The following is a 26,481-nucleotide window of genomic DNA, read 5'->3' as shown; positions in this document are numbered from 1 at the left end:
CCAGGGTCCGCGCCGCGGCTCTTTTAGAGCGCGTTCGGACGGGCTTGGCTCTTGCATCCTTGTCCTATGCCCTGCTAGGGGCATACGGATGGCCTTTAGGCTAATCGATCGGGCAATCGCCGCAAGCGGCGGTTGCCTTCCTATTTCAGGGCGTGAAAGGCAGCTCGGATTTGCTGCAGAAGAACACATACGCCGGCGAGCCAGCCGCCATGCGAATGCCCCCGTTGACGGCCGCTCCCCGCAGCCGTGTCCGGCATGCTTCCGTCGTCGCCCTTGCTTCCGTCGTCGCGCTTTTGAGCCTGGTGCCGCTCGGCTTCATCATCTGGATCACGATCGATACGGGCTGGGCCGAGGTCATCGCCCTGATCTTCCGCAATCGCGTCGGCGAACTGCTCGTCAATACTGTCCTGCTTGAAGTCTGCACCATCCCGCTATCCATCCTGCTGGCGGTGACGCTCGCCTGGCTGACGGAGCGCACCGATATTCCCGGCGCGCGCATCTGGTCGTGGCTGGCGGTTGCGCCGCTTGCCGTGCCCGCTTTCGTGCACAGCTATGCCTGGGTCAGCCTCGTGCCGAGCATGCGCGGGCTCTGGAGCGGCGTGCTGGTCTCAGTGCTAGCCTATTATCCCTTCCTCTATCTGCCTGTTGCCGCCGCCCTGCGCCGGCTCGATCCGGCAATCGAGGATGCCGCTGCCTCGCTCGGCCTCGGCCCCTGGCGCGTCTTCTTCCGCGCGATCCTGCCGCAGCTTCGCCTTGCCATCTGCGGCGGTTCGCTGCTGATCGGCCTGCATCTCCTGGCGGAATACGGTCTCTACGTGATGATCCGCTTCGATACCTTCTCGACAGCGATCGTTGATCAGTTCCAGTCGGCCTACAACAGCCCGGCTGCGAACATGCTCGGCGGCGTTCTCGTCTTCTGCTGCCTGTTGCTGCTCGGCATCGAGGTGCTGGTGCGCGGCAACGAACGCTATGCTCGCGTCGGTTCCGGTGCGGCGCGGCCGACGGATCGCCGCCGTCTTGGCTGGTTCATGGTTCCCGCCATCGCGCTGCCGGTCGTGACCGCCATACTGACGCTCGGCGTTCCCTTCGTCACCCTGGCGCGCTGGCTTTATCTTGGCGGTGTCGGCGTCTGGCGGATCGATACGGTCGGCTCCACCCTGCTGCAGACTATTGCGCTGGCCGTTGCCGGCGGTCTTCTGACCACTATTGCCGCAGCTCCCATGGCCTGGCTGTCGGTGCGTGCGCCGGGCCGGCTGCAGCGCATTCTCGAAGCCTGCCACTATTATGTCGGTTCGCTGCCGGGCGTCGTCGTCGCGCTGGCGCTGGTGTCGATCACCGTCCGGCTTGTCCTGCCGCTCTACCAGACCTTCGCAACCCTGCTGCTTGCCTATATCCTGCTGTTCCTGCCGCGCGCCATGGTCGGCCTGCGGGCCAGCATCGCCCAGGCACCCGTTGAGCTCGAGCGCGCCGCCATGGCGCTCGGCCGCACGCCGGCGCAAGCCGTGCGGCAGATCACCATGCGGCTTGCCGCTCCCGGCTTTGCCGCCAGCGTGGCGCTCGTAGCACTCGGCATCACCAACGAGCTGACGGCAACGCTGATGCTCTCCCCCAACGGCACGGAAACGCTGGCGACGAAATTCTGGTCGCTGACCAGCGAGATCGACTATGTTTCCGCAGCACCCTACGCTTTCATGATGGTCGTCCTGTCGCTGCCGCTCACCCTTCTCCTTTACGTGCAATCCAAGCGGACGGCCGGACAATGACCTTTCTGGCGATCAAGAATATCAGCAAGCACTATGGCCCCGTGCATGCGCTCGACAATATCGATCTTACGGTCGCCGCCGGCAGCCGCACGGCCATCGTCGGCCCGTCCGGCTCGGGTAAGACGACGCTGCTGCGCATCATCGCCGGCTTCGAGGTGCCCGATGCAGGCCAGGTCGTGCTGCAGGGTGAGACCCTGGCGGATGGTGAAGCCATCGTGCCGGCACATCGTCGCGGCATCGGCATCGTCTCGCAGGATGGCGCCCTTTTTCCGCATCTGAGCGTGTCCGAAAATATCGGTTTCGGCATGGAGCGCGGCGCGCGCGACCGCGAGCAGCGCATCAACGCCCTCATCGACATGGTCGAACTCGATCGCGGCATGCTCGACCGCCGCCCGCACCAGCTCTCCGGCGGCCAGCAGCAGCGCGTTGCGCTTGCCCGCGCGCTTGGCCGCAAGCCGCGATTGATGCTGCTCGACGAGCCTTTCTCCGCGCTCGACACCGGCCTGCGCGAAAACATGCGCAAGGCCGTCGCCCGCGTGCTGCAGATCGCCGGCATCACGGCGGTTCTGGTGACGCATGACCAGGCGGAGGCTCTGTCTTTTGCCGATCAGGTCGCCGTGTTGCGTGAAGGCACGCTCATTCAGGCGGGAACGCCACAAGCCCTCTATCTCACGCCCAGGGATCGCGAGACGGCGCTCTTCCTGGGCGATGCCATCGTGCTGCCGGCCGATCTCCACAACGGATCGGCAAAATGTGTCCTGGGACAGATTCCGGTCGATACCGAGAGCCGGCAGGGGCGCACCGACATCATGCTGCGGCCCGAGCAATTGCGCCTCGGGGCCATCGATGAGGCCGGGGCAGGTGCTGCCTGCATCGGCAAGGTAACGGAAATCGAGTTTGGCGGCGCCGTCTGCGCTGTCACGGTCGTGCTCTCCGATGCCAATGGTTCGGAGACGCTGAACATCAAGAGTTCCGGCGTCGGCCTGCCCGAAATCGGCAGCATGGTTTCGGTGACCGTTATCGGAAAGGCACATGTCTTCAACAAGCTCGGTGCCTGAGCGTCATTTGGGTTGAAGCGGGCACGGCTTTGGGGAAGATAGGGCACGCCATCATCGTGCTCTATGCCGAAGGAATCTCCCATGTCCTTTCCCGATGAGATCGAGCCCGATCTCCCCTTCCTGACGTCGCTTCGCCACAACCTTCATGCCCACCCTGAACTCGGCTTCGAGGAGGAGCGCACCAGCGGCATCGTCGCCACCTTGCTGGAGGAAGCGGGGCTGACGGTGCATCGCGGCCTTGGCAAGACCGGTGTGGTGGGAACGCTGCAGGTCGGCAACGGCACGCGCCGCATCGGCCTTCGTGCCGATATGGATGCGCTCGCCATGCCAGAGAAGGTCAATCGGCCCTACAAATCCACCATCCCCGGCAAGATGCACGCCTGCGGACATGATGGTCACACGACCATGCTGATCGGCGCCGCACGCCAGCTTGCCGCCAGGCGCGGCTTTTCCGGCACGGTACACTTCATCTTCCAGCCGGCAGAGGAAGGTCGTGGCGGTGCCAGGCGTATGGTCGAAGAGGGTCTTTTCGATCTTTTCCCCTGCGATGCCGTTTACGGGCTGCACAATATGCCGGGCCTTGCAGTTGATGAGATGGCCGTCGTCGAGGGGCCGCAGCTGGCCTCGTCGGATACATGGCGCGTCACCTTTCGCGGCACGGGAACCCACGGCGCCAAGCCGCATCTCGGCAAGGACCCGATTACGGCGGCCGCGACCTTCCTGTCTTCGCTGCAGACCATCGTCGGGCGTGTGGTCGATCCGCTGCAGCCGGCCGTCGTCAGCGCCTGCTCTTTGCAGGCGGGCGATCCGAAGGCACTGAACGTCATTCCCGATATGGTCGAGATCGGCGGCACGGCGCGCGCCTATACGCCGGAGGTTCGCGATCAGCTCGAAGAGGAAATCGGGCGCCTGGCGCATGGTACGGCTGCGATGTTCAACATTGCCGTCGATTACCAGTTCGAGCGCCGCATCCCGCCCGTCGTCAACGATGCCGATGCCGCAGCGCGGGCGCTGAAAGCTGCGACGGCCGTCTTTGGCGAGAACGTGCAGACCCACTTTCCGCCATCGACCGCCGGCGACGATTTTGCTTTCTTCGGCCAGAACGCTCCGGGCTGCTATGTCTGGCTTGGCAATGGCCCGGCTGTCGATGGTGCCCTGCACCACAATACCGCCTACGACTTCAACGACGAAGCAATCGCTTCGGGCGTGGCCTTCTGGACGACGCTGGTCGAACAGGAATTGCAGGCCTGACCGGGATCACTATCAAGACGTCGGCGGCCATTCGCAGACGAACCTGCCGAGAGACATCATGAACGATAAGTACAACGGAGTGAAACTGCCGGAGCGGACGGTGCCGTTTCCGACGTCGATAAGTGCGGAGGCGCAGACAGCGCTGCGGCGGGCCGTCGGCGAAGACGGAACCCCCTTGAATGCGCTGCATGTTATGCCTGACGTCAACGATTTCGATGGCTGGATGAAGCTGAAGGCCTTCGCCGATGTCTATTATCAGGCAGCGGCCGAGAGGCTGGTGGCGCAAGTGCGTTCAAGCGTGCAGACGGTTGAGATCGAGGGCGCCTGCGTCTATATCGCGACGCCTGACGGCACTTTCCCGGAAGACTGCGCCTATATCGATCTTCATGGCGGCGCGCTGGTCGTCGGTGGCGGAGCTGCCTGCCGCGCCGGGGCGCAGAGCCAGGCCGACCAGCACGGCATCCGCTGCTACGCCATAGACTACCGCATGCCGCCGGAGCATCCCTATCCCGCAGCGCTCGACGATTGCATGGCGGTCTATCGCCATTTGCTGACGCAATACAGGCCGGAAAACATCATCATCGGTGGACGCTCGGCCGGCGGCAATCTTGCGGCTGCGATGACATTACGCGCTCGCGATGAACGCTTGCCGCTGCCGGCCGCGCTGGTTCTCCTCTCGCCGGAACTGGATCTGACGGAGTCGGGAGACAGTTTTCAGGTCAATCGGCTTGTCGATGTCGTTCTGCCGGGGTCGCTCATGCCGAACAATCTGCTTTATGCAAAGGGTGCGGATCTCGCTCATCCCTATCTTTCGCCGCTCTTCGGCGATTTCTCGAAGGGTTTTTCGCCGACGTTCCTGCAGAGCGGCACGCGGGACCTGTTCCTCTCCAATGCGGTGCGCATGCATCGTCTCCTGCGCCGCGCAGACGTCCCCGTCGAGCTTCACGTCTTCGAAGCCATGCCGCATGGCGGCTTTATGGGCGCGCCGGAGGATCGCGAACTGGCCGGGGAGGTCTCGCGATTTGTGAAACAGCATCTGGGGCTGGCCTAGAGCACCTGGAGAGCAGGGATCGACGATCGCTGTTCCGGACCAAAGGGACTAGCGACCGGCTTCCCGAAGCAGCGCGTCGAATATGATCCACCGCGCCTTCTCCGCATCGATCTCGGCGGCGAAATGGGCATTGAATTGCCCATGCGACCCCCGCATTTCGACGACGGTGCGCCCGCGTGTATGCTGCCCTTGCAATTCCGCGTTGATCCGAGCATGCCGAAGAGTGGCGATGTCAGGCTCGACAAAAATGGCGGCCGCTGTCGGATCATAGATCGCCATGGCCTGCCTGCCGCGGCTGATGGCGATGTTGACGTAGCCCTCGAGCAGGTCTGCGAGCAGCTGCGCCTTTTCGCCGGCTATCTTCCGGAAATGGGCGACATCTTCGGGCCAGGCGAGCACCTTGCGACAGATGTCGAGATCGATCATGCGCAACGGCAGGCCGTGGGCAAGGACGATGGCGAGCGCTTCCGGATCGGCGAAGGCGTTGAACTCTGCCGATGCTGTATGATTGCCCGAGGTGACGCCGCCGCCCATCCAGGTCAGCTCGTCGATGCGGGCGGCGAGATCCGGCCGAGCGAGCGCCAGCGCCGCGATGTTGGTGAGCGGCCCGAGCGCCAGAATGCGTTTCGGTCCGTTGCCGTCGGAAAGCCAATTGCTGAGGGCATCAAAGGCATTGCTCACGTGAAGCGGATCGGCTGGCGGCAGGCTTCTGCCGGTCGTTGGAATGCCTGTCTGGCCGAGAATGCTCTGTGCCGTTTCCAGCTTGCAAAGCACGGGCAGCTCACGGCCGGTATGGATCGGGAACGTCCAATTGAAGACCGCTGCCGCACTCGCCGCATTGGCCTGGACATGGGACAATGGTGCATTGCCGCTGACCAGCGAAACGCCGTCGATGGCGAGATCCGAATGCGCGACCACCAGGATGGCGGCGATGTCATCGAACCCCATATCGGTATCGATCCAGATTCCCATGTTTTATCTCATCGGCGGCTATGAATTGACACGATGGCGGCCTTGGCCCTTGGCCCCGGATGACGGCATTCCGTGCCATCCGTCGGGAATGGCAGTGGGTGCGCATGCGCACCCGCAGATCGCTTAGTCGGCAAGCGCGTCGAGCACGCGGACCCAGGAGCGGATGCCCTTGTGGTAGGAGCGCAGCTCGTATTTCTCGTTCGGCGAATGGATGCGGTCGTCGGAGAGGCCGAAACCGATGAGTAGGGATTCCATGCCGAGCATCCGCTGGAAATCGCCGACGATCGGGATCGAGCCGCCCATGCCGATGACGATGGCAGGCTTCGGCCATTCGTTGGAGAGCGCTGTCTTCGCCTTGGTGAGTGACGGTGAATCATAGGAAAGCTGAATGGCGGGCGAGCCGCCGTGCTCATGGAATTCCACAGAGCAGTCCGCTGGGATTTTCGAGCGGACATAGGCGCGGAAGCTTTCGCGGATCGCTGCCGGGTTCTGCTGGCCGACGAGACGGAAGGAAACCTTGGCCGATGCCTTGGCCGCAATCACCGTCTTGAAGCCGGCGCCCGTGTAACCGCCGGTGATGCCGTTCACTTCGGCCGTCGGGCGCGCCCAGGTGAGCTCCATCACCGAACGGCCCTTTTCGCCCGACGGGATCGACAGGCCGACGTCGCCGAGGAATTTTTCGGCCGTCAACCCGAGCGTCTCCCAGGAGGCCTTGATGTTGGCGGGCGTTTCCTCAACACCCTCGTAGAAGCCGGCAAGGGTTATGCGTCCCGTCTGGTCATGCAGGCCGGCGAGGATATCCGTGAGGATATGGATGGGATTGGCGGCGGCACCGCCGTAGAGACCTGAATGCAGGTCGCGGTCAGCTGCGGTGATGACGATTTCCTCACCCACCAATCCACGCAGGCCAGCCGAGATTGCCGGCGTATCGCCGTCCCACATGCCGGTGTCGCAGACGAGGGCGAAATCTGCCTTCAACTCGGCGGCATTGGCTTCGAGGAAGGGTTTGAGGGAGGGCGAGCCGGATTCTTCTTCGCCCTCGAACAGAATGGTAATGCGCACCGGCAGCGTGCCTCTGGTTTCCTTATAGGCGCGTACCGCCTCGACGAAGGTCATGAGTTGGCCCTTGTCGTCGGAGGTGCCGCGGCCGACCAGAATCTTTCGGCCATTGCCCACGTCTTTGATCGCCGGGGCGAAAGGATCGCTTTCCCAAAGCTCGATCGGATCGACCGGCTGCACGTCGTAGTGACCATAGAACAGCACATGCGGAGCATCTGCGCTGCCGGCATCGTGATGGGCGACCACCATCGGATGGCCGGGCGTGTCGCGCACGGAGGCCTTGAAGCCCAGCGAGTTCAGATAGGCAACCAGCCACTCCGCCGCCTTGCGGCATTCCGCCTTGTAGTCCGGATCCGTGGAGATGGACTTGATGCGCAGCAGTTCGAAGAGATTGTCGAGGCTGGAAGGCAGGTTCTGATCGGCGCGATCGAGAACGGGCGATAGATCGGTCATGTCCGACTCCTTGCATGAGATTTGGAGGGACGATAGACCAAAGGCCTGTCGGTTTCGAGGCGTTAAAACTGAAAATTTACCGTAGCTTGCGTCTTTCGATCGAGGTGCGCTCTTATGTGATTAGTTGCGTATGTAGTTTACAAGTTTTTTAGATTATTAGAAATAACCTCAATCCAGAAGCGTATTCTGGAGACGCGTAATGTTTTCAGTGATTGCATGTATTCGTGACGATCATGACTTCAGGCTTATTGTTGTGGCGGCAGTCATTTGCCTCATCGGCAGCCTTGCCACCATGCTTCTTTTTTCGCGTGCGCAGGAATGCCAGTCGCATCAGCGTCGCTATTGGATTGTTGCTGCGGCTTTCGCCAGCGGCGTCGGCATATGGGCGACGCATTTCATCGCCATGCTCGCCTATGAAAGCAGCCTTCCGATCTCCTATGACGTTTCGCTGACCGTGCTTTCGGTGGTTCTTGCCATCGTCGGCTCATGGCTCGCCATCGCCGTCGCCTTCGAATGGGATAATCGCGTTTCCTTTGCGGTCGGCGGCATGCTGATAGCGTTTGGAATAGCCGCCATGCACTTCACAGGCATGCAGGCCATCGAAGCCTCGGCAGAGCTTACCTTCGATATACCGCGCGTCATCGCTTCCGTCGCCATCGGCACCATCTTCTCCTCGCTGGCCTTCCTCATGTTTCGCAGCCTTCACGGCTTCAGACGTATTATGGCTGGCGCTCTTCTTCTGCTGCTTGCGATCTGCTCCCTGCATTTCACCGCGATGAGCGGCGTCACGCTCACCCCCGAAGTGGGCGCATCGGATGCTGCTCTCTCCATGGATCGAAGCATCCTTGCCGGCATCGTCATGGCTGCAGCGATGGGGCTGATCCTCATTGCTCTCGGCGCCATCTTCATCGACCGTCATTTGACTGACCTCCGCGGTTTCGCCAATGCTTCGCTGGAAGGGCTGCTCATCGTCCGTGACGGTCGGGTGATCGATGCGAACGAGCGCTTCTTTGCCATTTCCGGCTGGTCGGCACAGCAGGTGATCGGTGTTGCGCCCGAAGTCTTCCTCACCATCGACATGGATATCCATGCCGAAGTCGCCATTCCGCTGGAGACGACGCTATCGGGCCATGACGGCAAGGCAATCCCTGTCGAAACCGTGCGGCGTTCCATCACCTATCGCGGCTACGAATGCAGCGTGCTTGTCGTGCGCGACCTGACTGAGCGCCGCCAGGCGCAGCAGATGATCGAGCACCTGGCGCACCATGACATATTGACGGATCTTCCCAACCGCTCGCTGTTCGACCAGCGCATGCGCCAAGCGCTGCAGATGGTCAATCGGCGGGGCGGCGAAGTCGCGATTTTCTGTCTGGACCTCGACCGTTTCAAGGCGATCAACGACGTCTTCGGTCATGCCGAAGGCGATCGTATCCTCTGCAAGGTCGCCGGCATCCTGCAGCGCGCGATCGAGGACGGCGATACGGTGGCAAGGCTCGGCGGCGACGAATTTGCCATCATCCAGCCCAAACGGCGGCAACCCGAGGGGGCCACGCGTCTCGCGGAGCGCATTCTTGCGGAATTCGGCATGGAGATGGATACGGCTCGAGATCCGACCGCCGTCGGCGTCAGCATCGGCATCGCCATCTATCCGCGTGATGGCGCGAGCGCTGAGCAACTTTATGCCAATGCGGATATGGCGCTTTATCGCGCCAAGCATGCGGGCCGTGGCCATGCCTGTTTCTTCGATGCGGAAATGGATAAGGCCGTGCGCACGCGCCGCCAGCTTGAGAACGATCTGCGCCAGGCTATTCTTCGCCGCCAGCTCTTTCTGGAATATCAGCCGATCTATGATGTCGGCAGCGATGGGGTCAGCGGCTATGAGGCTCTGTTGCGCTGGGCGCATCCGGATCGGGGCGTGATCGATCCCGAAACCTTCATTCCGATTGCCGAGGAAAGCGGCTCGATCGTGGCGATCGGGGAATGGGTGCTGCAGCAGGCATGCCAGGAGGCGGTACGCTGGAGCGAACCCGCAAGCGTCGCGGTCAACCTTTCGCCGCTGCAATTCATGATCCCGACCCTCTATGACCAGATCGAGCGGATCTTGCGCAAGACCGGCCTCGAGCCGCAGCGCCTCGAACTGGAGATTACCGAGGCAGCCCTGATGCGTGAACGCACGGCCGTCATCGCGACGTTGCAGCGGCTGCATCGCCTCGGCGTCCGCGTGGTTATGGATGATTTCGGAACCGGCTTTTCCTCGCTCAGCAATCTGCGCGCCTTCCCCTTCGACAAGATTAAGGTCGACCGCAGCTTCACCGGCGCCCTCGAGCATGATCCGGCAGCGCGTTCCATCGTGCGCGCCATCATCGGTCTCGGGCACAGCCTGAACATGCCGGTCGTAACGGAAGGTGTGGAAACGGAAACCCAGCGTCGCATCGTCATCGAGGAAGGCTGTGCGCAGCTTCAAGGCATATTCTTCGGCAAGCCGGATGTCGGACCCAGCCAATACCATATTGCGCTGGATAAGGTGGTCGGGCGGGGCTAGGGCATTCGCTGCTTTGAAGGGTAGTATTCTTTTGATGCAATCAAAGGCGGAAAGCTGCGGTGCTCTTTCCCATGATCGCGCTAGAGCTGCTTGGCATTCTCCAGCACGCGCCGGATATATTCCAGCAGCAGTTCGCGTTCGAACTGACGAAAGTCTTTGAGAAGATCCGTGTCGGCGGCCATGGCGGCCTCGATCGCTTCCGCTTGCATGGCCGCAGCCCTGCTTGTGAGGAAAATCAGCTGCGCCCGCTTGTCCGACGGATGCGGGCGGCGCTCCACCAGCCCGTCTCGCTCCATGCGCGACAGTGTATTGGCCATCGTCGCCTGTTCGATGTCGACCCTTTCGAGCAGCTGCTTCTGCGTCAGCCCGTCTTCGGACCATAGTTCCAGTAGGATCGGAAACTGACCGGGGGAAAAGCCAAGCTTCGCCGCGCGTTGTTGTAACGAGCGAGCGAATCCCTTCGCCATTTGACTGGCAAGGTAGGCTGCGGAGTCCATCCGATTAAATCCCATGATTGCAAATATGCCGATAATTCAAGGTCAAGACAATCAGCAATTATTTGGGTAGAGCTCCTCTGAAATCAGCAACTTCAGCCGATTTTTTCACGTTTATAGGTTGTACTTTTCGCATGAAAAAGCCGCCATGGCCTGGAGGGGACGCCATGGCGGCTCATGAAAGGGGGGACAAAGGCCCGGAGAGGGGATAGGCCTTTGTCCAAGTCTGACATGGCGGGGGACAGGCCGGTTGCCAGACCCGCGGCGTATCAATCGCCGGTGAGTAGAATTTGTGGTTCCGAATGTGGTTTTTCAAGGGAATGCGCAGATTAGATTGATTAAAAGTTAGTAACGTTTCGGTGAGAGATTTGGTCCTCTCATCAAAGCAATTCGAGGAAAAGTGTATCGCGGTTTTCCGTCCGAAATTGCGTAAAAACAAAAGATGGAGCGTTTCCGCGATTCGAAGAAAAGCCGAAGCGTTCCAGCCTGCAAAACTGAAGTTTATATGGACGTTGGAAGTGCGTCACGCTATCCATGCTTCCATGAAAAAAGGTGATCATCTCTTCCTCGTCGACGGCTCCGGTTTCATATTCCGGGCCTTTCACGCCCTGCCGCCGCTGACGCGCAAGTCCGACGGATTGCCTGTGGGCGCCGTCTCCGGTTTCTGCAACATGCTGTGGAAGCTTTTGACCTCGGCGCGCGACACCTCGGTCGGGGTGACGCCGACCCACTTTGCCGTCATTTTCGATTATTCCTCGAAGACCTTCCGCAAGGAGATTTTCCCGGAATACAAGGCAAATCGTTCAGCGCCGCCGGAGGAGCTGATCCCGCAATTCGGCCTCATCCGCGAGGCGACGCGCGCCTTCAACCTGCCCTGCATCGAGACCGACGGTTTCGAGGCCGACGACATCATCGCCACCTATGCCCGCCGGGCGGAAGCCGCCGGTTCCGATGTGACGATCATTTCGTCCGACAAGGACCTGATGCAGCTCGTCACGCCGATGGTCCACATGTATGACAGCATGAAGGACAAGCAGATCGGCATTCCCGACGTCATCGAGAAATGGGGCGTGCCGCCCGAGAAGATGATCGACCTGCAGGCCATGACCGGCGATTCGGTCGACAACGTGCCTGGCATTCCCGGCATCGGCCCGAAGACGGCGGCGCAGCTTCTGGAAGAATTCGGTGATCTCGATACGTTGCTTGCACGCGCCGACGAGATCAAGCAGCAGAAGCGCCGCGAAAACATCATCGCCAATGCCGAGCTTGCGCGCATTTCCCGCCAGCTGGTGACGCTCAGGACCGATGTGCCGCTGGATCTCGGCCTCGACGCCTTGGTGCTCGAGCCGCAGAACGGTCCGAAGCTGATCGGCTTCCTCAAGGCGATGGAATTCACCTCGCTGACGCGCCGCGTGGCCGATGCCTGCGATTGCGATCCGGCGGCGATCGAACCCGCCGTCGTCAAGGTCGAGCTGGCCGAGACCGCGCATGGCCCGGATCTCGATGTCGGCGAAAATGTCGAACTCGTGGCTGGCAGCGAGGTTTCGGCTGAAGGTGCTTCCGTGCCGGCGCCGGCGGTCAAGCCGCGTCTGGCTGTCGAAGGGCTGACGGAGCCGGCGGAGCTTGCCAATGCGCGTGCTGCAAGCTTTGCCACCGCACCGATCGATCATTCGAAATATGTGACCATTCGCGATATCGCCACGCTCGACCGCTGGATCGCCGATGCACGTGAGACCGGCATCGTCGCCTTCGACACCGAAACGACGTCGCTCGATGTCATGCAAGCCGAGATTGTCGGCTTCTCGCTGGCGATCGCCGACAACCGCAACGATCCGACGGGCGCTTTGATCCGTGCTGCCTATGTGCCTCTCACCCACAAGACCGGCGTCGGCGATCTGCTCGGCGGCGGCCTGGCCGACAATCAGATTCCGCTACGTGATGCGCTGGCGAGATTGAAGGATCTGCTGGAGGATGCCTCCATCCTCAAGATCGCGCAGAACCTGAAATACGACTACCTGCTGATGAAGCGCTACGGCATCGAGACGAAGGCTTTCGATGACACGATGCTGCTGTCCTACGTGCTCGATGGCGGCTCCAATGCCACGCACGGCATGGACAGCTTGTCCGAGCGCTGGCTGGGCCACAAGCCGATCGCCTATAAGGATGTGGCCGGCAGCGGCAAGTCCAATGTTACCTTCGATCTCGTCGATATCGATCGCGCCACGGCCTATGCCGCCGAGGATGCCGATGTGACGCTGCGTCTGTGGCTGGTGCTGAAACCACGACTTGCGGCAGAAAAACTCTCAGTCGTCTACGAGCGGTTGGAGCGGCCTCTCGTGCCGGTGCTTGCCCATATGGAAGAGCGTGGCATCACCATCGACCGGCAGATCCTTTCTCGCCTTTCCGGCGAGCTGGCGCAGGGCGCCGCCGCCCTTGAGGACGAGATCTACAATCTGGCCGGTGAACGCTTCAATATCGGCTCTCCGAAGCAGCTCGGCGACATTCTCTTCGGCAAGATGGGATTGGCGGGCGGCAGCAAGACCAAGACCGGGCAATGGTCGACGTCCGCGCAGGTGCTGGAGGATCTGGCGGCCGCCGGCTTCGAACTGCCGCGCAAGATCGTCGATTGGCGCCAGCTCACCAAGCTGAAATCCACCTATACGGATGCTTTGCCGGGCTACGTCCATCCCGAGACGAAGCGCGTTCACACCTCTTATTCGCTGGCGTCCACCACGACCGGACGCCTATCGTCCTCCGAGCCGAACCTGCAGAATATTCCGGTACGCACGGCGGAGGGCCGCAAGATCCGCACCGCCTTCATTTCGACGCCGGGTCACAAACTCGTCTCGGCCGACTACAGCCAGATCGAATTGCGCGTGCTGGCACATGTCGCCAACATCCCGCAGCTCAAGCAGGCCTTCGAAGACGGCATCGACATTCATGCGATGACGGCATCGGAAATGTTCGGCGTGCCGGTGGAGGGTATGCCGAGCGAGGTGCGCCGCCGCGCCAAGGCGATCAACTTCGGCATTATCTACGGCATTTCCGCCTTCGGTCTCGCCAACCAGCTCTCGATCGAGCGCTCGGAGGCCGGCGAGTACATCAAGAAGTATTTCGAACGCTTCCCGGGCATCCGCGACTACATGGATGGCGCCAAGCAGGCGGCGCGCGACAAGGGCTATGTCGAGACCATCTTCGGTCGCCGCATCCACTTCCCGGAAATCCGCTCCTCCAATCCTTCCGTCCGCGCCTTCAACGAGCGTGCCTCGATCAATGCGCCCATCCAGGGATCGGCCGCCGACGTCATCCGCCGCGCCATGATCAAGATGGAGCCGGCGCTGGCTTCAGCCGGCCTTGGCGATCGCGTGCGCATGCTTCTGCAGGTGCATGACGAACTGATCTTTGAAGTCGAGGATGCCGATGTCGAGCGCACGACGCCGATCATCGTCTCGGTCATGGAAAACGCCGCCATGCCGGCGGTCGACATGGCCGTGCCGCTGAAGGTCGACGCCCGCGCCGCTCATAACTGGGATGAGGCGCACTGAGCGGGAGCGAGCTCGAACCGGGCAAGTCGGAAACCGAGCCGGAAGATATGGTGGCCCTCGCCCTGTCGACGCTCGGCTGCATGCCGATCCATGGGGTGCGGCAGGCCGCGCCCGAGGACGGCAATATCAGCTGGTTTTTCTATTGTGGCGAATATTCCGACGCCAAGGACTTTTATCAACCCGTGCACACGGCGCATCTGAGCGAGTTATTGCCCGCCGTCGTCAAATACCTCCGTCTTCCGGTGGGAACGCGGTTCATCATCGACGATCAGGGTTATGAGGATGTGTGGCGGGTCGAATGATCTTCGATCACCGCCATTGGCATAAGCTTACTTGCGGACCAGCGTTTCCAGCACGGAAATGATGGCGCGTTCGGCCTCTTCGAGCGTGCCGCTATTGTCGATATCGACGACGTCGTAGCTGCCCTCAACGGTCAGCGAGCTTCTCTCCAGCCGCTTCAGCACGTCTTCGCGGCTCTCGCGTCCGCGCGCCATCAGGCGCTCGGCCAGCACTTCGCGCGTGGCGGTGATATTGATGACCTTCAGCCGCGGGAAGGCGCTTTGAAAGTGATGCAGCGCCGAGCGTGAGCCGTTGGCAATCACCAGATGGCCCTGCGCAAGCTCATCGAAGACGTCGGCCGGAATGCCGTACTTCAGGCCATGCGCCTCCCAGGAGACGGCAAAGGCGCCAGCCTGTTCCATCGCATCGAAATCCGCTTCGGAAACGCTTCTGTGATCCTCATTGCCGGCATCGCCGTCGCGGGTGATGACGCGGCGCACGAAGTGCACGTCGGGACGGCCGGCAAAGTGCAGGGCGGCCAGGTTCATCAGCGTATCCTTGCCGGCACCGCTCGGGCCGACGACGACGGCAAGCGTGCCCGCCGTCGTATCCGCCAGACCGAGATTAGCCGGCTTGATATTGGCGTCCGCGCTCATGCGACCCGGCGTCCTTCCCGCCAGACGGAGCGCGTGACCGGAACGCCATGATCGCGGCGGACGCGCACCAGATCGGCGCGCAAGCCCTCAGCGATGCGGCCGCGATCATTCAGACTGACCGTCTTTGCCGGCGTCGCCGTCACCATGGCGATCGCCTGCGGCAGCGAAATGCCCTCGACTTCGTCCGCAAGGATGAAGGGGGCATGCAGCAGGCTGAGCGGCACGTAATCGGAGGAAAGCACATCAAGAACGCCGAGTTCGGCCAGATCGCGAGCGGCGATGTTGCCTGAATGCGACTTGCCACGCACGATGTTTGGCGCGCCCATCAACACGCTCATGCCGGCACCGTGCGAGGCCTTGGCAGCATCGATGCTGGTCGGGAACTCGGCGAGGCGAACGCCATAGTTGATGGCTTCGTCGACATGAGCGAGCGTTGCATCGTCATGGCTGGCAACCGTGATGCCGCGCTCCGAGCAGACCTTGGAGATCGCATCGCGGTGCGGCGTGGCATACTTGGCCGATTCTTCCTGGCGCTTGGCGACGAACTTGGCAAAAGCCTCGTCGCTCAGGCCACGCTTCTTCTGATAGTAGAAGATGTACTGGTCCATGGTCTGGAACTGGCGCTGGCCCGGCGCGTGGTCCATCAGCGAGACGAGGCGAACGTAGGGGTCCTTCTCGAAATCCTGGAAGTGATCGAGCACGTTGTCGGAAGAGACCTCGCAGCGCAGGTGGATCAGGTGATCGGCCCGCAGGCGGTCTTCGCGCTGGGCGGCCTGGATGGCGTCGGCCATGTCGCGCATCTCGCCCTTTTCGAAACCGCCGTCCTCGTCCGAGCCCATGCGCAGGCAGTCGAAGACTGTCGTGATGCCCGAGGTGACGATCTGGGCGTCATGGGCCTGAATCGCGGCCGTCTTGTTCCAGCGAACACCTGGCCGCGGCGAGTAATGCGCTTCCAGATGGTCGGTATGTAGCTCGACTAGACCGGGGATCAGAAAATCGCCCTCGAAATCCTCGCCGATCTCGGACTTGCCCTCGGAAATGGCGGCGATACGACCGTCACGGATCAGCACGGAACCTTCGATGACCTTGTCTTCGAGGACGATGCGGGCGTTGGAAAGGACGGTTTCTTTGGTCATGTCAGGTCTTTCATATTAGGCGCCGGCAAGCGGCAGCCAGGAACGGACGGTAAAGGGTGTGCCGCGCTCGTCTTCGACGAAGATGGCGAGGCCGGAAATGTCGAGCGGCTTGCCGGTATGCTCGGCGAAGCGCTCGCGCAGGATGTTCTGCAACTCGGGCTGACGTTCGGTCGGCACGCGTCCCGTGAGCGTCATGTGGAAACGGAACTCGTCATTGACGTAAGGATAGCCCCAGCGCAGCAGATTGGCGCGCTGCGGTTCGGTCAGGCCTTCTGGCTTGCGTCGTACGATATCATGATCGGAAAGCGGTGCGCGGAACGGCTCGAAGGTTTTCACGACGCGCGAGGCGAAATCCTGCAGCGGCGGGTAGAGGGTGCCGGGCACGAGCGCGAAGAAATGGCCAAGCTGGCCAAGCACCAGTTCCGGAATGGTGAAGGCCTTGGTCTGCGCCGCAAATTCAGTGGCGACATCGAGGAGATCGCGCTCGGTCACGGAAGCTGCAAGCTCGAAAGGCGCCTTCAGCGTGGCATGGAAGCCGTAGCGGCGCGGATCGGCCGTCAGTTCGGCATGCCCCTCGGGCAATGGTGCCATGGCCTTGTCTGAAAAAATCTCGCCCGAAAATGCGTCGCGGCCGAGCCAGCGGGCGGCAAGCGATGTCAACGGATCGTCTTTGGGCGGCGTGAAATAGAGAGCATAGCGCAAGGCTGCATTCCTTGGAAAAATCGGCTGCGCGGGACACTGTTGGGTGATTTGCGACAAACCGCAAGAGCAGCAAGGCAGCAACGGCCTGAATCCGGCTAAAGCCGGTTGGACCGCTACGGTCTTGCCGGCCTGCGCTACCGGATTCCCGTGACAGAATGATGATGCGGAACGATTTTTTCTGGTTCTTTTTTATTTGACCCGTGTACCCATCAGGCGCGAGCGCAAGGCGTTGGAAGCGGCATCGAACAGGAAGACGACGATCAGGATCAGCAGCACCATGTAGGCGACGTTTTCCCAGTTGGCGTTGGTGCGCATCGCTTCCCAAAGCTTGAGACCGATACCGCCCGCACCGACCGCGCCGATGATGGTGGCGCCGCGCACGTTGGATTCCCACTGATAGAGCGTCTGGCTGACGATGACGGGCACGATCTGCGGCATGATGCCATAGCGATGCACGAGAATGGTCGGCGAGCCGGTGGACTTCACGCCCTCGCGCGGCTTGTTGTCGATGTTCTCGAGGCCTTCGGAATAGAGCTTGCCGAGCGTACCCGTCTCGGTGAGGAAGATCGCGCCGCTGCCGGCGAGCGGACCGGGGCCGAAGGCGCGGGTCAGGAACAACGCCCAGATCAGCATGTCCACCGAGCGCAGGAAGTCGAAGAAGCGCTTCAGTATTTGATTGAGCAGCCGGTTCGGCGTGATGTTGCGGGCGGCCAGGAAGGCCAGCGGAAAGGCCGCGAGCGAGCCGAGCAGCGTGCCGAGGAAGGCCATGACGATCGTCTGGAACAGCTTGGTCCAGACATCGCCATGCTGCCAGGCGCCGTTGTTCCAGATATTGTCGAAGGCCAGCGAGAGATTGGATTGGGCCGGGTCCAGCCGCGGCCCGGAGACGATCAGGCTGATGACTTCGCTCGCGGGCTTGTCGAAGAAGGGCGAATGCGTGTCGAAAACGAAATTGGCCCAGCCGAGGAAGCGCTTGCGGATCTTGACGCGGTCGGTTGAAATGCTGGCATCGCCGGCAAAGCCGAGATTGACCAGGATATTGTCGTCATAGACCGTCATCCAGCTGGGAACCGGCTCGGAGCCGACAAGCTTCGGCGCGTCGCCGGTAATATCGATCGGGATCGTGACGCCATGCGCCGTGACGATCGCCTGCGTCTTCGTCACCGTCACGGTGCGGCTCGTGCCGCTGACGGAAACGGTCATGCTGCCATCGGGATTGGTCTTCACCCAGTCAGGGTTCGGATTGTCGCCCAGCGGCGAAAAGCGCGGATATTTGATGCTGATCTTGTCGCCGGAAATACGGAATTCCGGCTGCACGTCGTAGCTGATCCATTCGCTGAGATAGATGCCGACGCGCTCCCAATGCGCTTCCGAAATGACTTTCGGGAGGTCGAAGAACCATACGGCATAGATGCCGTAGAGGATGACGCCGATGAACATCATCAGCGCGCCGAAGCGCTGGCGGAAGGATCGGTGAAGAACCTCCGGGTAACGCGCTTCGATTTCCTGCATACGGCCGGCGTCGATGACGGACATGGTCAACCTCAATGCTGCAAAAGGAAGGCATGTTCGCCGACGAGACGGCGGCGGAGCCATGCGGAAAACTGGTCGACGGCGATGATCGTCACGAAGAGCAGCAGCACCAGCGCCATGGTCTTGGCGCCGAAACCGCGCGAGATCGAAAGCTTCAGCTCCTCGCCGATACCGCCGCCGCCGACGGCGCCGATGATGGTGGAGGCACGGACGTTGATCTCAAGGCGCAGCAGTGCGTAGGAAGCGAAATTCGGCAGCACCTGCGGCATGGCGGCAAAGCGGACGCGCTCGGTCCAGCTGGCACCGACGGCACGCATGCCCTCATCAGGCTTCATGTCGATATTCTCGACGACTTCGTAGAAGAGCTTGCCGAGCGCGCCGATCGTGTGCAGGCCGACGGCGATGATGGCGGCGATCGGACCGATCGACAGGATCGCCGAAAACAGGCCGGCAATAACGATTTCCGGAAAGGCGCGCAGGAATTCCATGATGCGCTTCGTGACCAGCCGGACGGGATGGGACGGCGACATGTTGCGGGCGGCGAAGAAAGCCAAAGGCACCGCAAAGACGAAGCCGATGATGGTCGATACCAGTGCCACGTTGATCGTGATGATCATCAGCTCGAAATATTCGGGGATGTAGAAATTGCCCCAGACATAGACGCGGCCGAGCGGGAAATTGAATTCTTCGCCGCCGGCGCCGTTTGCGCCGTTCGGGCTCGGCAGGTCGAAGAGGGCACGGTAGACGTCGTTCCAGTCCTTGGGGATGAGCCAGCTCAGGAAATCGAAGAGATGCGGCAGGCGCTCGAAGAAATGGCCGGCATTGCTTTCGTCGGCGAAGCGCACCGAGCTGACGAAAGCGACGAGCAGGATCACAAGGCCGATGCCGGTATAGAGGCGGCGCTTGGCCACCATCTTGCTCCAGGCGTCGCCGATCTCCTTGGCGCTCGGCGGCGCGCTTTGCATGTTCGGGTGCGTATCGGCGATCGTCATGAAATCCAGCCTTTGTGAATAGCAAAAGGGCGGCCGTTGCCGGCCGCCCAATTATCGGGATGCGTATCAGCCGCCGATGGCAGCCTTACGAACGTCGATAACGGCGTTGTAGAAATCCGGGGTAACCTTGACGTAGCCCTTGAAGTCGCCGCCTTCGACAGCGTTGAAGCACTTGGCGTCAGCCGTCGGGAGCTTCATGAAGAAGTCCGAAAGCTTGGTCTGCCATTCGGTGCCGAGAGCGTTGCGAACGACGAGCGGGCCGTTCGGGATCAGCGGCGAACGCCAGACTTCGACGAGCTTGTTCGGGTCGACGGCGCCCTTGTCGACTTCCTTGCGGAAGGTACCGGAGGTGAAGCCGTCCTTGAAATCGCCAACGCCCGAGGAGTCGTCGACAGCAACGTCGACCTTGCCGTCGTAGGCGGCGAGCAGGTTGTTCTCATGGCCGCCGTTGAACTGGGTCGAGGCGAAGAACTTGTCGTTCGGTACGCCAGTCGTCTTCGGAATCTGCGTCAGCGGAACGAGGTAGCCCGAGGTGGAATCCGGATCGGCATAGCCGAGCTTCTTGCCCTTGGCGTCCATGATCGTCTTGATGCCGGAGGACTTGAGAGCGAGGCCGATCGAGTAGTAGCCGGTCGAACCGTCGGTCTGCTGCGTGGTCAGGATCGGGGTAACGGCCTTCGGGTCCTTGATGGCGACGGCAGCGTAGCCGGAAGCACCGAGTTCTGCGAAGTCGAGCGTGCCGCCGAGCAGACCCTGGATAACGCCGTCATAGTCGGCGGCCGGGAACAGCGAAACCTTCTCGAAGCCGAATTCCTTCTTCAGGTGGTCGGCGAGGCAGGCGTAGTTGCGCAGACGGTCGGCTTCGTTTTCACCGCCGAGAATGCCGACGCGGAATTCCTTGAGGTCTGCAGCGTTGGCAGCAGCGCCGACTGCGAGCGCGACGAGCGCCGTAGCCGCAAAAAGTGCTTTCTTCAACATGGGTTCGTCTCCTGATTAACCGGTGTCCCCGGATGCCTTCGGTCTAGAAGAAATGCGCCCTTGACGCGGGCCTTCGATCCCGGCCGTCCCTCTCAGAGACCGGCCAGTGCCAGCGGTTGCGGGCCAGCAGATTCGGTTGCCGCGGTCTGCGCGGCCGGATCGACAATATTGATCGACGTGGACGTCATGGTCTCGTCGATGCCGGCGCCGTCCTTGTCGGTGCCGTAGATTTCCTTGACGGCGGCGGCCGTCAGATCCGTAGGCTTGCCGTCGAAAACGACCTTGCCGGCGGCCATGCCGATGATGCGTTCGCAATAGTTGCGGGCCGTATCCAGCGTGTGCAGGTTGGTGATGACTGTGATGCCTTCACGCTCGTTGATATCTCGCAGCGCGTCCATGACGATCTTGGCGTTCAGCGGATCGAGCGAGGCGATCGGCTCGTCGGCCAGCATCATCTTCGGCTGCTGCATCAGGGCACGGCAGATGGCGACGCGCTGCTGCTGGCCGCCGGAAAGCGTGCCGGCCATCTGCAGGGCCGTCTGCTCGATGCCGAGGCGCTCCAGTGCGGCAATCGCCTGAATGCGCTCCTCGCGGGTGAAGACCGACAGCAGGCTCATGACCGTCGAGCGATGATTGAGGCGGCCGAGCATGACATTGGTCAGCACGTCGAGGCGCGGAACCAGATTGAACTGCTGGAAGATCATGGCGCAGTCGCGCTGCCAGCTGCGCAGTGCGCGGCCGGTGAGCTTGGAGACTTCGGTGCCGGAGAAATGGATCGAGCCGGAGCTCGGGTCAGCCAGACGATTGATCATGCGCAGCAGGGTGGACTTGCCGGCGCCGGAACGGCCGATAACGCCGACCATCTGTCCCTGCGGTATGTCCAAAGTCACGGAATCGACAGCGAGCTTGTTTCCAAACCGGCGCGAGACATTCCTGAGTTCGAACATAATGCTTCCCTTTCGCGGCTGCCGGGCTGCAAAAATTTCAGCGTTACCGGTGCTAAGAATGGGCGCATGCCCCTGCCTCGAAGGGAGTTTCGAGGGGGCTGGCGCCAACCACAAGGCAACCGATTAGTCCCGCTTCATGAAGCTCCAATGTCAGTTTTATGTAACTGCTGTTACAATTCTCGCCGATTTTGCAAGATTAGCCGGCTGAGGGTTTTCCTTAAGTTTAGCCGTCAAACATGCCGGTCGGCAGGCCGTCCATGCTGACGCTGTTCTTCTCGTGCCAATATTCCTCAATGCCGTCAGGACCCTTGGCTTTGGCCCACTGATCGAGGCTTGGTCTCTCGCCTTCATAGCTGAAGAGCGGCACGCCGAAGCCGCAGGACGTCTGCACGAGATCGAAGTCCAGCCGCACGATCTGCCGCGCCCCGAGCGGCTCTTCGCCCGCGTAATGGTCATGCAACAACTCGCGATATTCGGGCGCTGAGCGATGGATGATCCGGCCGCGGCCATAGAGGCGCAGGATCATCGGCGGTCCCTCGACCGCACAGAACATGATGGTCATCCGTCCGTCGGCTTTCATGTGCGCGGAGGTCTCATTGCCGCTGCCGGTGCGATCGAGGTAGATGGCGGCATTCGGGGAAATGATGCGCAGGCACAGCGTCTCGCGTGGCGAAACATTGACACGGGAATCCGCTGTTGCCGATGCCGTGAAGAAGATGTGCTGCCGCGCGATGAAATCGCGCAGCCGGTCGTCGATGCTGGAAAACTGCTTTGCCATGGAAACTCCTCCCGATCCCGTCCTTGCAAGGATCGTCTGAAAGCTGGATCGCTGGTCAACGCCTTGCAAGCATGGTTTGGGCGGAAAACGGCCCAGCTTTCCATTTCAGCGCAATTCCGGCCGGAAAACCGCCGCACACTTTTCCTGGAATTGCGCTAGGCGTCGTAGCGGTCCAGAAATTCCTCCGCCGAAAGGGCGCGGAAGTCTGCGAGCGCCGTGCGCAGGCGGTCGTGATCCCAATCCCACCATGAGAGCTTGTCCATGCGCGCACCAACCTCGGGCGTGAAGCGTTCGCGGATCAACTTCGCCGGCACGCCGCCGACGATCGTGTAGGGCGCGACATCCTTGGAGACGACCGCACCCGCACCGATGACGGCGCCGTTGCCGACCGTGACCCCGGGCAGCACGGTCGCGCCGTGACCGATCCAGACGTCATGGCCGATCACGACGTGGTTGTCGCGTCGCCAGGTGAAGAAATCGGTCTCCATATCGGCGTCAGGCCAATAGTCGGCGGCGCGATAGGTGAAGTGATGCAGCGTGGCGCGCCATGTCGGATGGTTCGTGGCGTTGATGCGCACCGCGGCGGCGATATTGACGAACTTGCCGATCGTCGCGCACCAGACGGCGCCATCCTGCATGATGTAGGAATAGTCGCCGATCTCGACCTCATCGATGCGGCAGCGATCTGAGACTTCGGTGTAGCGGCCGAGCGTCGAATTGTTGACGCTCGCCGAAGGGCTGATGAAGGGCGTCTCGCCCAGCTTGCGGCTCATGCGGCAGCCTTTCGCGGCGAGAATTGCGAGACGTCGAGAATGCGGCTGCCGACGGCCTCGCGCACCTCTTCGTCATGGAAGATGCCGAGAAGCGCGACCCCTGCCTCCTTCTTCTGTTCGATCATGTCGACGACGACGGCCCGGTTGCGGGCATCGAGCGATGCCGTGGGTTCGTCGAGCAGCAGGATGGCGTGGTCGGTGATGAAACCGCGGGCGATGTTGACACGCTGCTGTTCGCCGCCGGAGAAGGTGGCGGGTGGCAGTTGCCAGAGCTCTTCCGGCAGGTTCAGCTGCGCGAGCAGTTCCGCCGCCCGGTCGCGGGCATCATTGACCGTCACGCCACGGGCCAGCAGCGGCTCGGCGACGACATCGATGGCGGCGACGCGCGGCACGGTGCGCAGGAACTGGCTGACATAGCCCATGGTCTGCCGACGGACGTCGAGCACCGTACGCGGATCGGCAGTCGCAAGATCGACGATCTTGCTCTTGTGCATGACGAGGATCTGGCCGCTGTCGACGGCGTAGTTGCCGTAGATCATTTTCAGCAGCGAGCTCTTGCCGATGCCCGATGGACCGCCAAGCACGACGCATTCGCCCGAGGCGACGGAGAAGGAGACATCGGCAACGACGGGCAGGCGAATGCCGTCGCGCAGATGCATGGTGAAGCTTTTGAAGACTTCGGAAACGACGAGTGGGGTTGCCATGTTTCTTCCTCAGACCTGCAGGATCGAAGAGACCAGCAGTTGCGTATAGGGTTCGCGCGGGTCGTCGAGCACGCGGTCGGTGAGACCGTGCTCGATCACCTGTCCATCCTTCATCACCATCATGCGATGCGACAGAAGGCGGGCAACGGCGAGGTCGTGCGTGACGATGATGGCCGAAAGGCCGAGATCGTTGACGAGGCCGCGCACCAGATCGAGCAGGCGCGCCTGCACGGATACGTCGAGACCGCCGGTCGGTTCGTCCATGAAGACGAGGCGGGGGCCGGTCACCAGGTTGCGGGCGATCTGCAGGCGCTGGCGCATGCCGCCCGAGAAGGCGCGCGGCTGGTCGTCGATACGGTCGGCGTCGATCTCGACCCGCTCCAGCCAGTCGATGGCCGTGTTGCGGATATTGCCGTAGTGGCGGTTGCCGATCGCCATCAGCCGCTCGCCGACATTGGCACCGGCCGAAACAGTCATACGCAGGCCGTCGGCCGGGTTCTGATGCACGAAGCCCCAGTCGGTGCGCATCAGGAATCGGCGTTCCGCTTCGTTCATGCGGAAAAGGTCGCGATAGGTCTCGTCGCGCATGTGATATTCGACGCTGCCCGTCGTCGGCAGCAGCCGCGTCGAGATGCAGTTGAGCAGCGTCGTCTTGCCGGAACCGGATTCGCCGACGATGGCGAGGACTTCGCCGGGCCAGAGCTCGAAGGATACGTCCCGGCAGCCGATGCGGCTGCCATAGAATTTCGAGATGTCCTTGACCTTCAGGAGAGGTGAGTCACTCATTCGGCAGCCTCCTTGCCACCAGGCAATCCATCGGATGCGAGCCCATTTGACGCCAGCCCATTTGACGCCAACATTGAGCCGGCATGGCCGTGGGCGCGACGGTCTTCGCAGAAATCGGTGTCGGAGCAGACGAACATGCGCCCGCCCTTGTCGTCGAGGATCACCTCGTCGAGATAGACCTGTTCGGCCCCGCAAAGCGCGCAGGGCTTGTCGAAGCGCTGCACTTCGAAGGGATGATCCTCGAAGTCGAGACTGACGACTTCCGTGTAGGGCGGCACGGCATAGATGCGCTTCTCGCGGCCGGCGCCGAACAATTGCAGCGCGTCGGAGAGATGCATTTTCGGATTGTCGAACTTCGGCGTTGGCGACGGATCCATGATGTAGCGGCCGGCAACCTTGACCGGATAATCATAGGTCGTGGCGATGCGACCGTTGCGGGCGATGTCCTCGTAGAGCTTCACATGCATGAGGCCGTATTCCTCGAGCGCATGCATTTTGCGCGTTTCGGTCTCGCGCGGCTCCAGGAAGCGTAAGGGTTCCGGGATCGGCACCTGGTAGACCAGCACCTGATTGGAGCCCAGCTTGGCCTCCGGAATGCGGTGGCGCGTCTGGATGATCGTCGCCTCTTCCGTGCGGGTGGTGACGGCAACGTTGGCGACCTTCTGGAAGAAGGCGCGGATGGAGACGGCATTGGTCGTGTCGTCGGCGCCCTGGTCGATGACCTTCAGCACATCATCGGGACCGATGATCGATGCGGTCAGCTGCACGCCGCCGGTGCCCCAGCCATATGGCATCGGCATTTCGCGAGAGGCGAAAGGCACCTGATAGCCGGGAATGGAAATCGCCTTCAGAATGGCGCGACGGATCATCCGTTTGGTCTGCTCGTCGAGATAGGCGAAGTTGTAGGTGGCGAGTGCGGTCATTCGGCTGCCTCCGTCATGGGTTCCATGCCGCGTTCGCGAGCGGCCTCGAAATCGCGGCGCATGCGCCGCACCAGGTCGAGCTCGGCCTGGAAGTCGACATAATGCGGCAGCTTCAGATGTTCGACGAAGCCGGTTGCCTGCACGTTGTCGGAATGGGAGATGACGAATTCCTCGTCCTGAGCCGGTGCAACGATGTCTTCACCGAGCTCCTCGGCGCGAAGCGCGCGGTCGACCAGCGACATAGCCATGGCCTTGCGCTCGCTCTGGCCGAAGACCAGGCCATAGCCGCGGGTGAACTGCGGTGGTGCCTTGGCCGAACCCTTGAACTGATTGACCATCTGGCATTCGGTCACCTGGATGCGGCCGAGCGAGACGGCGAAGCCGAGTTCCGGCACATCGAATTCGACTTCCACTTCACCAATGCGGATTTCGCCGGTGAAGGGATGGTTGCGGCCGTAGCCGCGCTGGGTCGAATAGCCGAGCGCCAGCAGGAAGCCTTCGTCGCCGCGGGCAAGCGCCTGCAGGCGAAGGTCGCGGGTCATCGGGAATTCCATCGGCTCGCGCGTAAGGTCGCCGATCTCGTGATCGACAGGCATAGTGCCGTCGCCCTCGATCAGGCCTTCCTGGCCGAGGATTTCCGAGACGCGCATGATGCGGCCCTGCTCGGCCGGCCGCTGCATCGGTTCGTCCACTGGCTCGTCGGTCAGGAGGCTCGGGTCGAGCAGGCGGTGCGTGTAGTCGAAGGTCGGGCCGAGAAGCTGGCCGCCCGGCAGGTCCTTGTAGGTCGCCGAGATGCGGCGTTCGATCTTCATCGCTGAAGTGTCGAGCGGCTGGGAATAGCCGAAGCGCGGCAGTGTCGTGCGATAGGCTCTGAGCAGGAAGATGGCCTCGATCATGTCGCCGCGCGCCTGACGGACGGCAAGCGCTGCCAGCGTGCGGTCATAAAGCGAGGCCTCGGCCATGACACGGTCGACGGCGAGCGCCAGCTGCGCCACGATCTGGTCGATGCCGACAGCCGGTAGCGAGCGGTCGCCGCGGCGACGGTCGGCCAGCAGCCTGTGAGCATTGGCGATGGCGGCTTCGCCACCCTTTACGGCAACATACAT

At 61.8% G+C, this 26,481-nt stretch carries 23 protein-coding genes; 7 read left to right on the top strand and 16 right to left on the bottom strand.

Annotation, left to right across the window (positions count from 1 at the left end; translation table 11 throughout):
* The first annotated feature begins 209 nt into the window (after positions 1–209).
* The 4 genes from GA0061100_RS29710 to GA0061100_RS29695 all read left to right on the top strand — a co-directional run bounded on the left by GA0061100_RS29710 (position 210) and on the right by GA0061100_RS29695 (position 5,123).
* On the top strand, positions 210–1,763 hold the full coding sequence (locus tag GA0061100_RS29710) for an ABC transporter permease (protein ID WP_244557989.1): 1,554 nt from the start codon (positions 210–212) through the stop codon (positions 1,761–1,763).
* The gene (locus GA0061100_RS29705) at positions 1,760–2,821 is read left to right on the top strand and encodes an ABC transporter ATP-binding protein (protein ID WP_075856454.1); all 1,062 of its coding nucleotides are present in this window, start codon (positions 1,760–1,762) and stop codon (positions 2,819–2,821) included. The genes GA0061100_RS29710 and GA0061100_RS29705 overlap by 4 nt, the downstream gene beginning before the upstream one ends.
* Positions 2,822–2,902: 81 nt before the next feature.
* Positions 2,903–4,072 carry a M20 aminoacylase family protein gene (locus tag GA0061100_RS29700; RefSeq protein WP_075856453.1) on the top strand — a complete coding sequence of 390 codons (1,170 nt, stop codon included), beginning with the start codon at positions 2,903–2,905 and terminating at the stop codon, positions 4,070–4,072.
* A gap of 58 nt (positions 4,073–4,130) precedes the next feature.
* Complete coding sequence (locus GA0061100_RS29695; protein ID WP_075856452.1) at positions 4,131–5,123, top strand: alpha/beta hydrolase fold domain-containing protein; 993 nt, start codon at positions 4,131–4,133, stop codon at positions 5,121–5,123.
* Between the two features lie 48 nt (positions 5,124–5,171).
* Here the strand turns inward: GA0061100_RS29695 and GA0061100_RS29690 are convergent, their stop codons facing one another.
* Together GA0061100_RS29690 and GA0061100_RS29685 are read right to left on the bottom strand one after the other, a co-directional pair.
* Positions 5,172–6,095 (bottom strand): nucleoside hydrolase, encoded by a 924-nt coding sequence (locus GA0061100_RS29690; RefSeq protein WP_075856451.1) that lies wholly within the window; start codon positions 6,093–6,095, stop codon positions 5,172–5,174.
* Positions 6,096–6,218: 123 nt separating this feature from the next.
* Positions 6,219–7,607 (bottom strand): M20/M25/M40 family metallo-hydrolase, encoded by a 1,389-nt coding sequence (locus GA0061100_RS29685; RefSeq protein ID WP_075856450.1) that lies wholly within the window; start codon positions 7,605–7,607, stop codon positions 6,219–6,221.
* A 199-nt stretch (positions 7,608–7,806) separates the two neighbouring features.
* Here GA0061100_RS29685 and GA0061100_RS29680 point away from each other — a divergent pair, with 199 nt between their 5' ends.
* Positions 7,807–10,149, top strand: a complete 2,343-nt coding sequence (locus tag GA0061100_RS29680; protein ID WP_075856449.1) for a bifunctional diguanylate cyclase/phosphodiesterase — start codon at positions 7,807–7,809, stop codon at positions 10,147–10,149.
* A gap of 80 nt (positions 10,150–10,229) precedes the next feature.
* On the opposite strand, the gene GA0061100_RS29675 is transcribed toward GA0061100_RS29680, so the two are convergent.
* Positions 10,230–10,646 carry a MarR family winged helix-turn-helix transcriptional regulator gene (locus GA0061100_RS29675; protein WP_075856448.1) on the bottom strand — a complete coding sequence of 139 codons (417 nt, stop codon included), beginning with the start codon at positions 10,644–10,646 and terminating at the stop codon, positions 10,230–10,232.
* Positions 10,647–11,185: 539 nt separating this feature from the next.
* Here GA0061100_RS29675 and polA point away from each other — a divergent pair.
* Together polA and GA0061100_RS29665 are read left to right on the top strand one after the other, a co-directional pair.
* Positions 11,186–14,188, top strand: coding sequence for a DNA polymerase I (gene polA, locus GA0061100_RS29670; protein ID WP_075856447.1), 3,003 nt, complete (start codon positions 11,186–11,188; stop codon positions 14,186–14,188).
* Positions 14,185–14,490, top strand: coding sequence for an immunity protein Imm33 domain-containing protein (locus GA0061100_RS29665; protein ID WP_425298727.1), 306 nt, complete (start codon positions 14,185–14,187; stop codon positions 14,488–14,490). The genes polA and GA0061100_RS29665 overlap by 4 nt, the downstream gene beginning before the upstream one ends.
* A 27-nt stretch (positions 14,491–14,517) precedes the next feature.
* On the opposite strand, the gene phnN is transcribed toward GA0061100_RS29665, so the two are convergent.
* From phnN to GA0061100_RS29600, 13 genes are all read right to left on the bottom strand, one after another.
* Positions 14,518–15,123, bottom strand: a complete 606-nt coding sequence (phnN, locus tag GA0061100_RS29660) for a phosphonate metabolism protein/1,5-bisphosphokinase (PRPP-forming) PhnN (protein ID WP_075856445.1) — start codon at positions 15,121–15,123, stop codon at positions 14,518–14,520.
* Positions 15,120–16,259, bottom strand: coding sequence for an alpha-D-ribose 1-methylphosphonate 5-triphosphate diphosphatase (locus GA0061100_RS29655; RefSeq protein WP_075856444.1), 1,140 nt, complete (start codon positions 16,257–16,259; stop codon positions 15,120–15,122). Before GA0061100_RS29655 ends, phnN begins: the two co-directional genes overlap by 4 nt.
* Positions 16,260–16,274: 15 nt before the next feature.
* Positions 16,275–16,961 (bottom strand): DUF1045 domain-containing protein, encoded by a 687-nt coding sequence (locus tag GA0061100_RS29650; protein WP_075856443.1) that lies wholly within the window; start codon positions 16,959–16,961, stop codon positions 16,275–16,277.
* A 189-nt stretch (positions 16,962–17,150) separates the two neighbouring features.
* Positions 17,151–18,497: a phosphonate ABC transporter, permease protein PhnE gene (gene phnE, locus GA0061100_RS29645; protein WP_075856442.1), complete on the bottom strand. Its 1,347-nt coding sequence runs from the start codon at positions 18,495–18,497 to the stop codon at positions 17,151–17,153.
* Between the two features lie 8 nt (positions 18,498–18,505).
* A complete protein-coding gene (gene phnE / locus GA0061100_RS29640; protein ID WP_075856441.1) occupies positions 18,506–19,486 on the bottom strand; it encodes a phosphonate ABC transporter, permease protein PhnE in 981 nt (326 codons plus the stop codon).
* 66 nt (positions 19,487–19,552) lie between these two features.
* Positions 19,553–20,464 carry a phosphonate ABC transporter substrate-binding protein gene (phnD, locus tag GA0061100_RS29635; protein WP_075856440.1) on the bottom strand — a complete coding sequence of 304 codons (912 nt, stop codon included), beginning with the start codon at positions 20,462–20,464 and terminating at the stop codon, positions 19,553–19,555.
* Between the two features lie 92 nt (positions 20,465–20,556).
* Positions 20,557–21,411: a phosphonate ABC transporter ATP-binding protein gene (gene phnC, locus GA0061100_RS29630; protein WP_075856439.1), complete on the bottom strand. Its 855-nt coding sequence runs from the start codon at positions 21,409–21,411 to the stop codon at positions 20,557–20,559.
* 223 nt (positions 21,412–21,634) lie between these two features.
* Positions 21,635–22,189, bottom strand: a complete 555-nt coding sequence (locus GA0061100_RS29625; protein ID WP_075856438.1) for a pyridoxamine 5'-phosphate oxidase family protein — start codon at positions 22,187–22,189, stop codon at positions 21,635–21,637.
* Between the two features lie 155 nt (positions 22,190–22,344).
* A complete protein-coding gene (locus GA0061100_RS29620; RefSeq protein ID WP_075856437.1) occupies positions 22,345–22,962 on the bottom strand; it encodes a DapH/DapD/GlmU-related protein in 618 nt (205 codons plus the stop codon).
* On the bottom strand, positions 22,959–23,666 hold the full coding sequence (gene phnL / locus GA0061100_RS29615; RefSeq protein WP_075856436.1) for a phosphonate C-P lyase system protein PhnL: 708 nt from the start codon (positions 23,664–23,666) through the stop codon (positions 22,959–22,961). The genes GA0061100_RS29620 and phnL overlap by 4 nt, the downstream gene beginning before the upstream one ends.
* Before the next feature lie 9 nt (positions 23,667–23,675).
* The gene (gene phnK / locus GA0061100_RS29610) at positions 23,676–24,452 is read right to left on the bottom strand and encodes a phosphonate C-P lyase system protein PhnK (protein ID WP_037155357.1); all 777 of its coding nucleotides are present in this window, start codon (positions 24,450–24,452) and stop codon (positions 23,676–23,678) included.
* Positions 24,449–25,375 (bottom strand): alpha-D-ribose 1-methylphosphonate 5-phosphate C-P-lyase PhnJ, encoded by a 927-nt coding sequence (locus GA0061100_RS29605; protein ID WP_075856435.1) that lies wholly within the window; start codon positions 25,373–25,375, stop codon positions 24,449–24,451. The genes phnK and GA0061100_RS29605 overlap by 4 nt, the downstream gene beginning before the upstream one ends.
* Positions 25,372–26,481: a carbon-phosphorus lyase complex subunit gene (locus GA0061100_RS29600; protein WP_075856434.1), complete on the bottom strand. Its 1,110-nt coding sequence runs from the start codon at positions 26,479–26,481 to the stop codon at positions 25,372–25,374. Before GA0061100_RS29600 ends, GA0061100_RS29605 begins: the two co-directional genes overlap by 4 nt.

It is taken from the genome of Martinezella hainanensis (genome assembly GCF_900094555.1).
Classification (GTDB): Bacteria; Pseudomonadota; Alphaproteobacteria; order Rhizobiales; family Rhizobiaceae; genus Rhizobium; species Rhizobium hainanense.
Note: the sequence above shows the minus strand (reverse complement) of the source record. Positions and strands in the feature narration are given on the sequence as shown.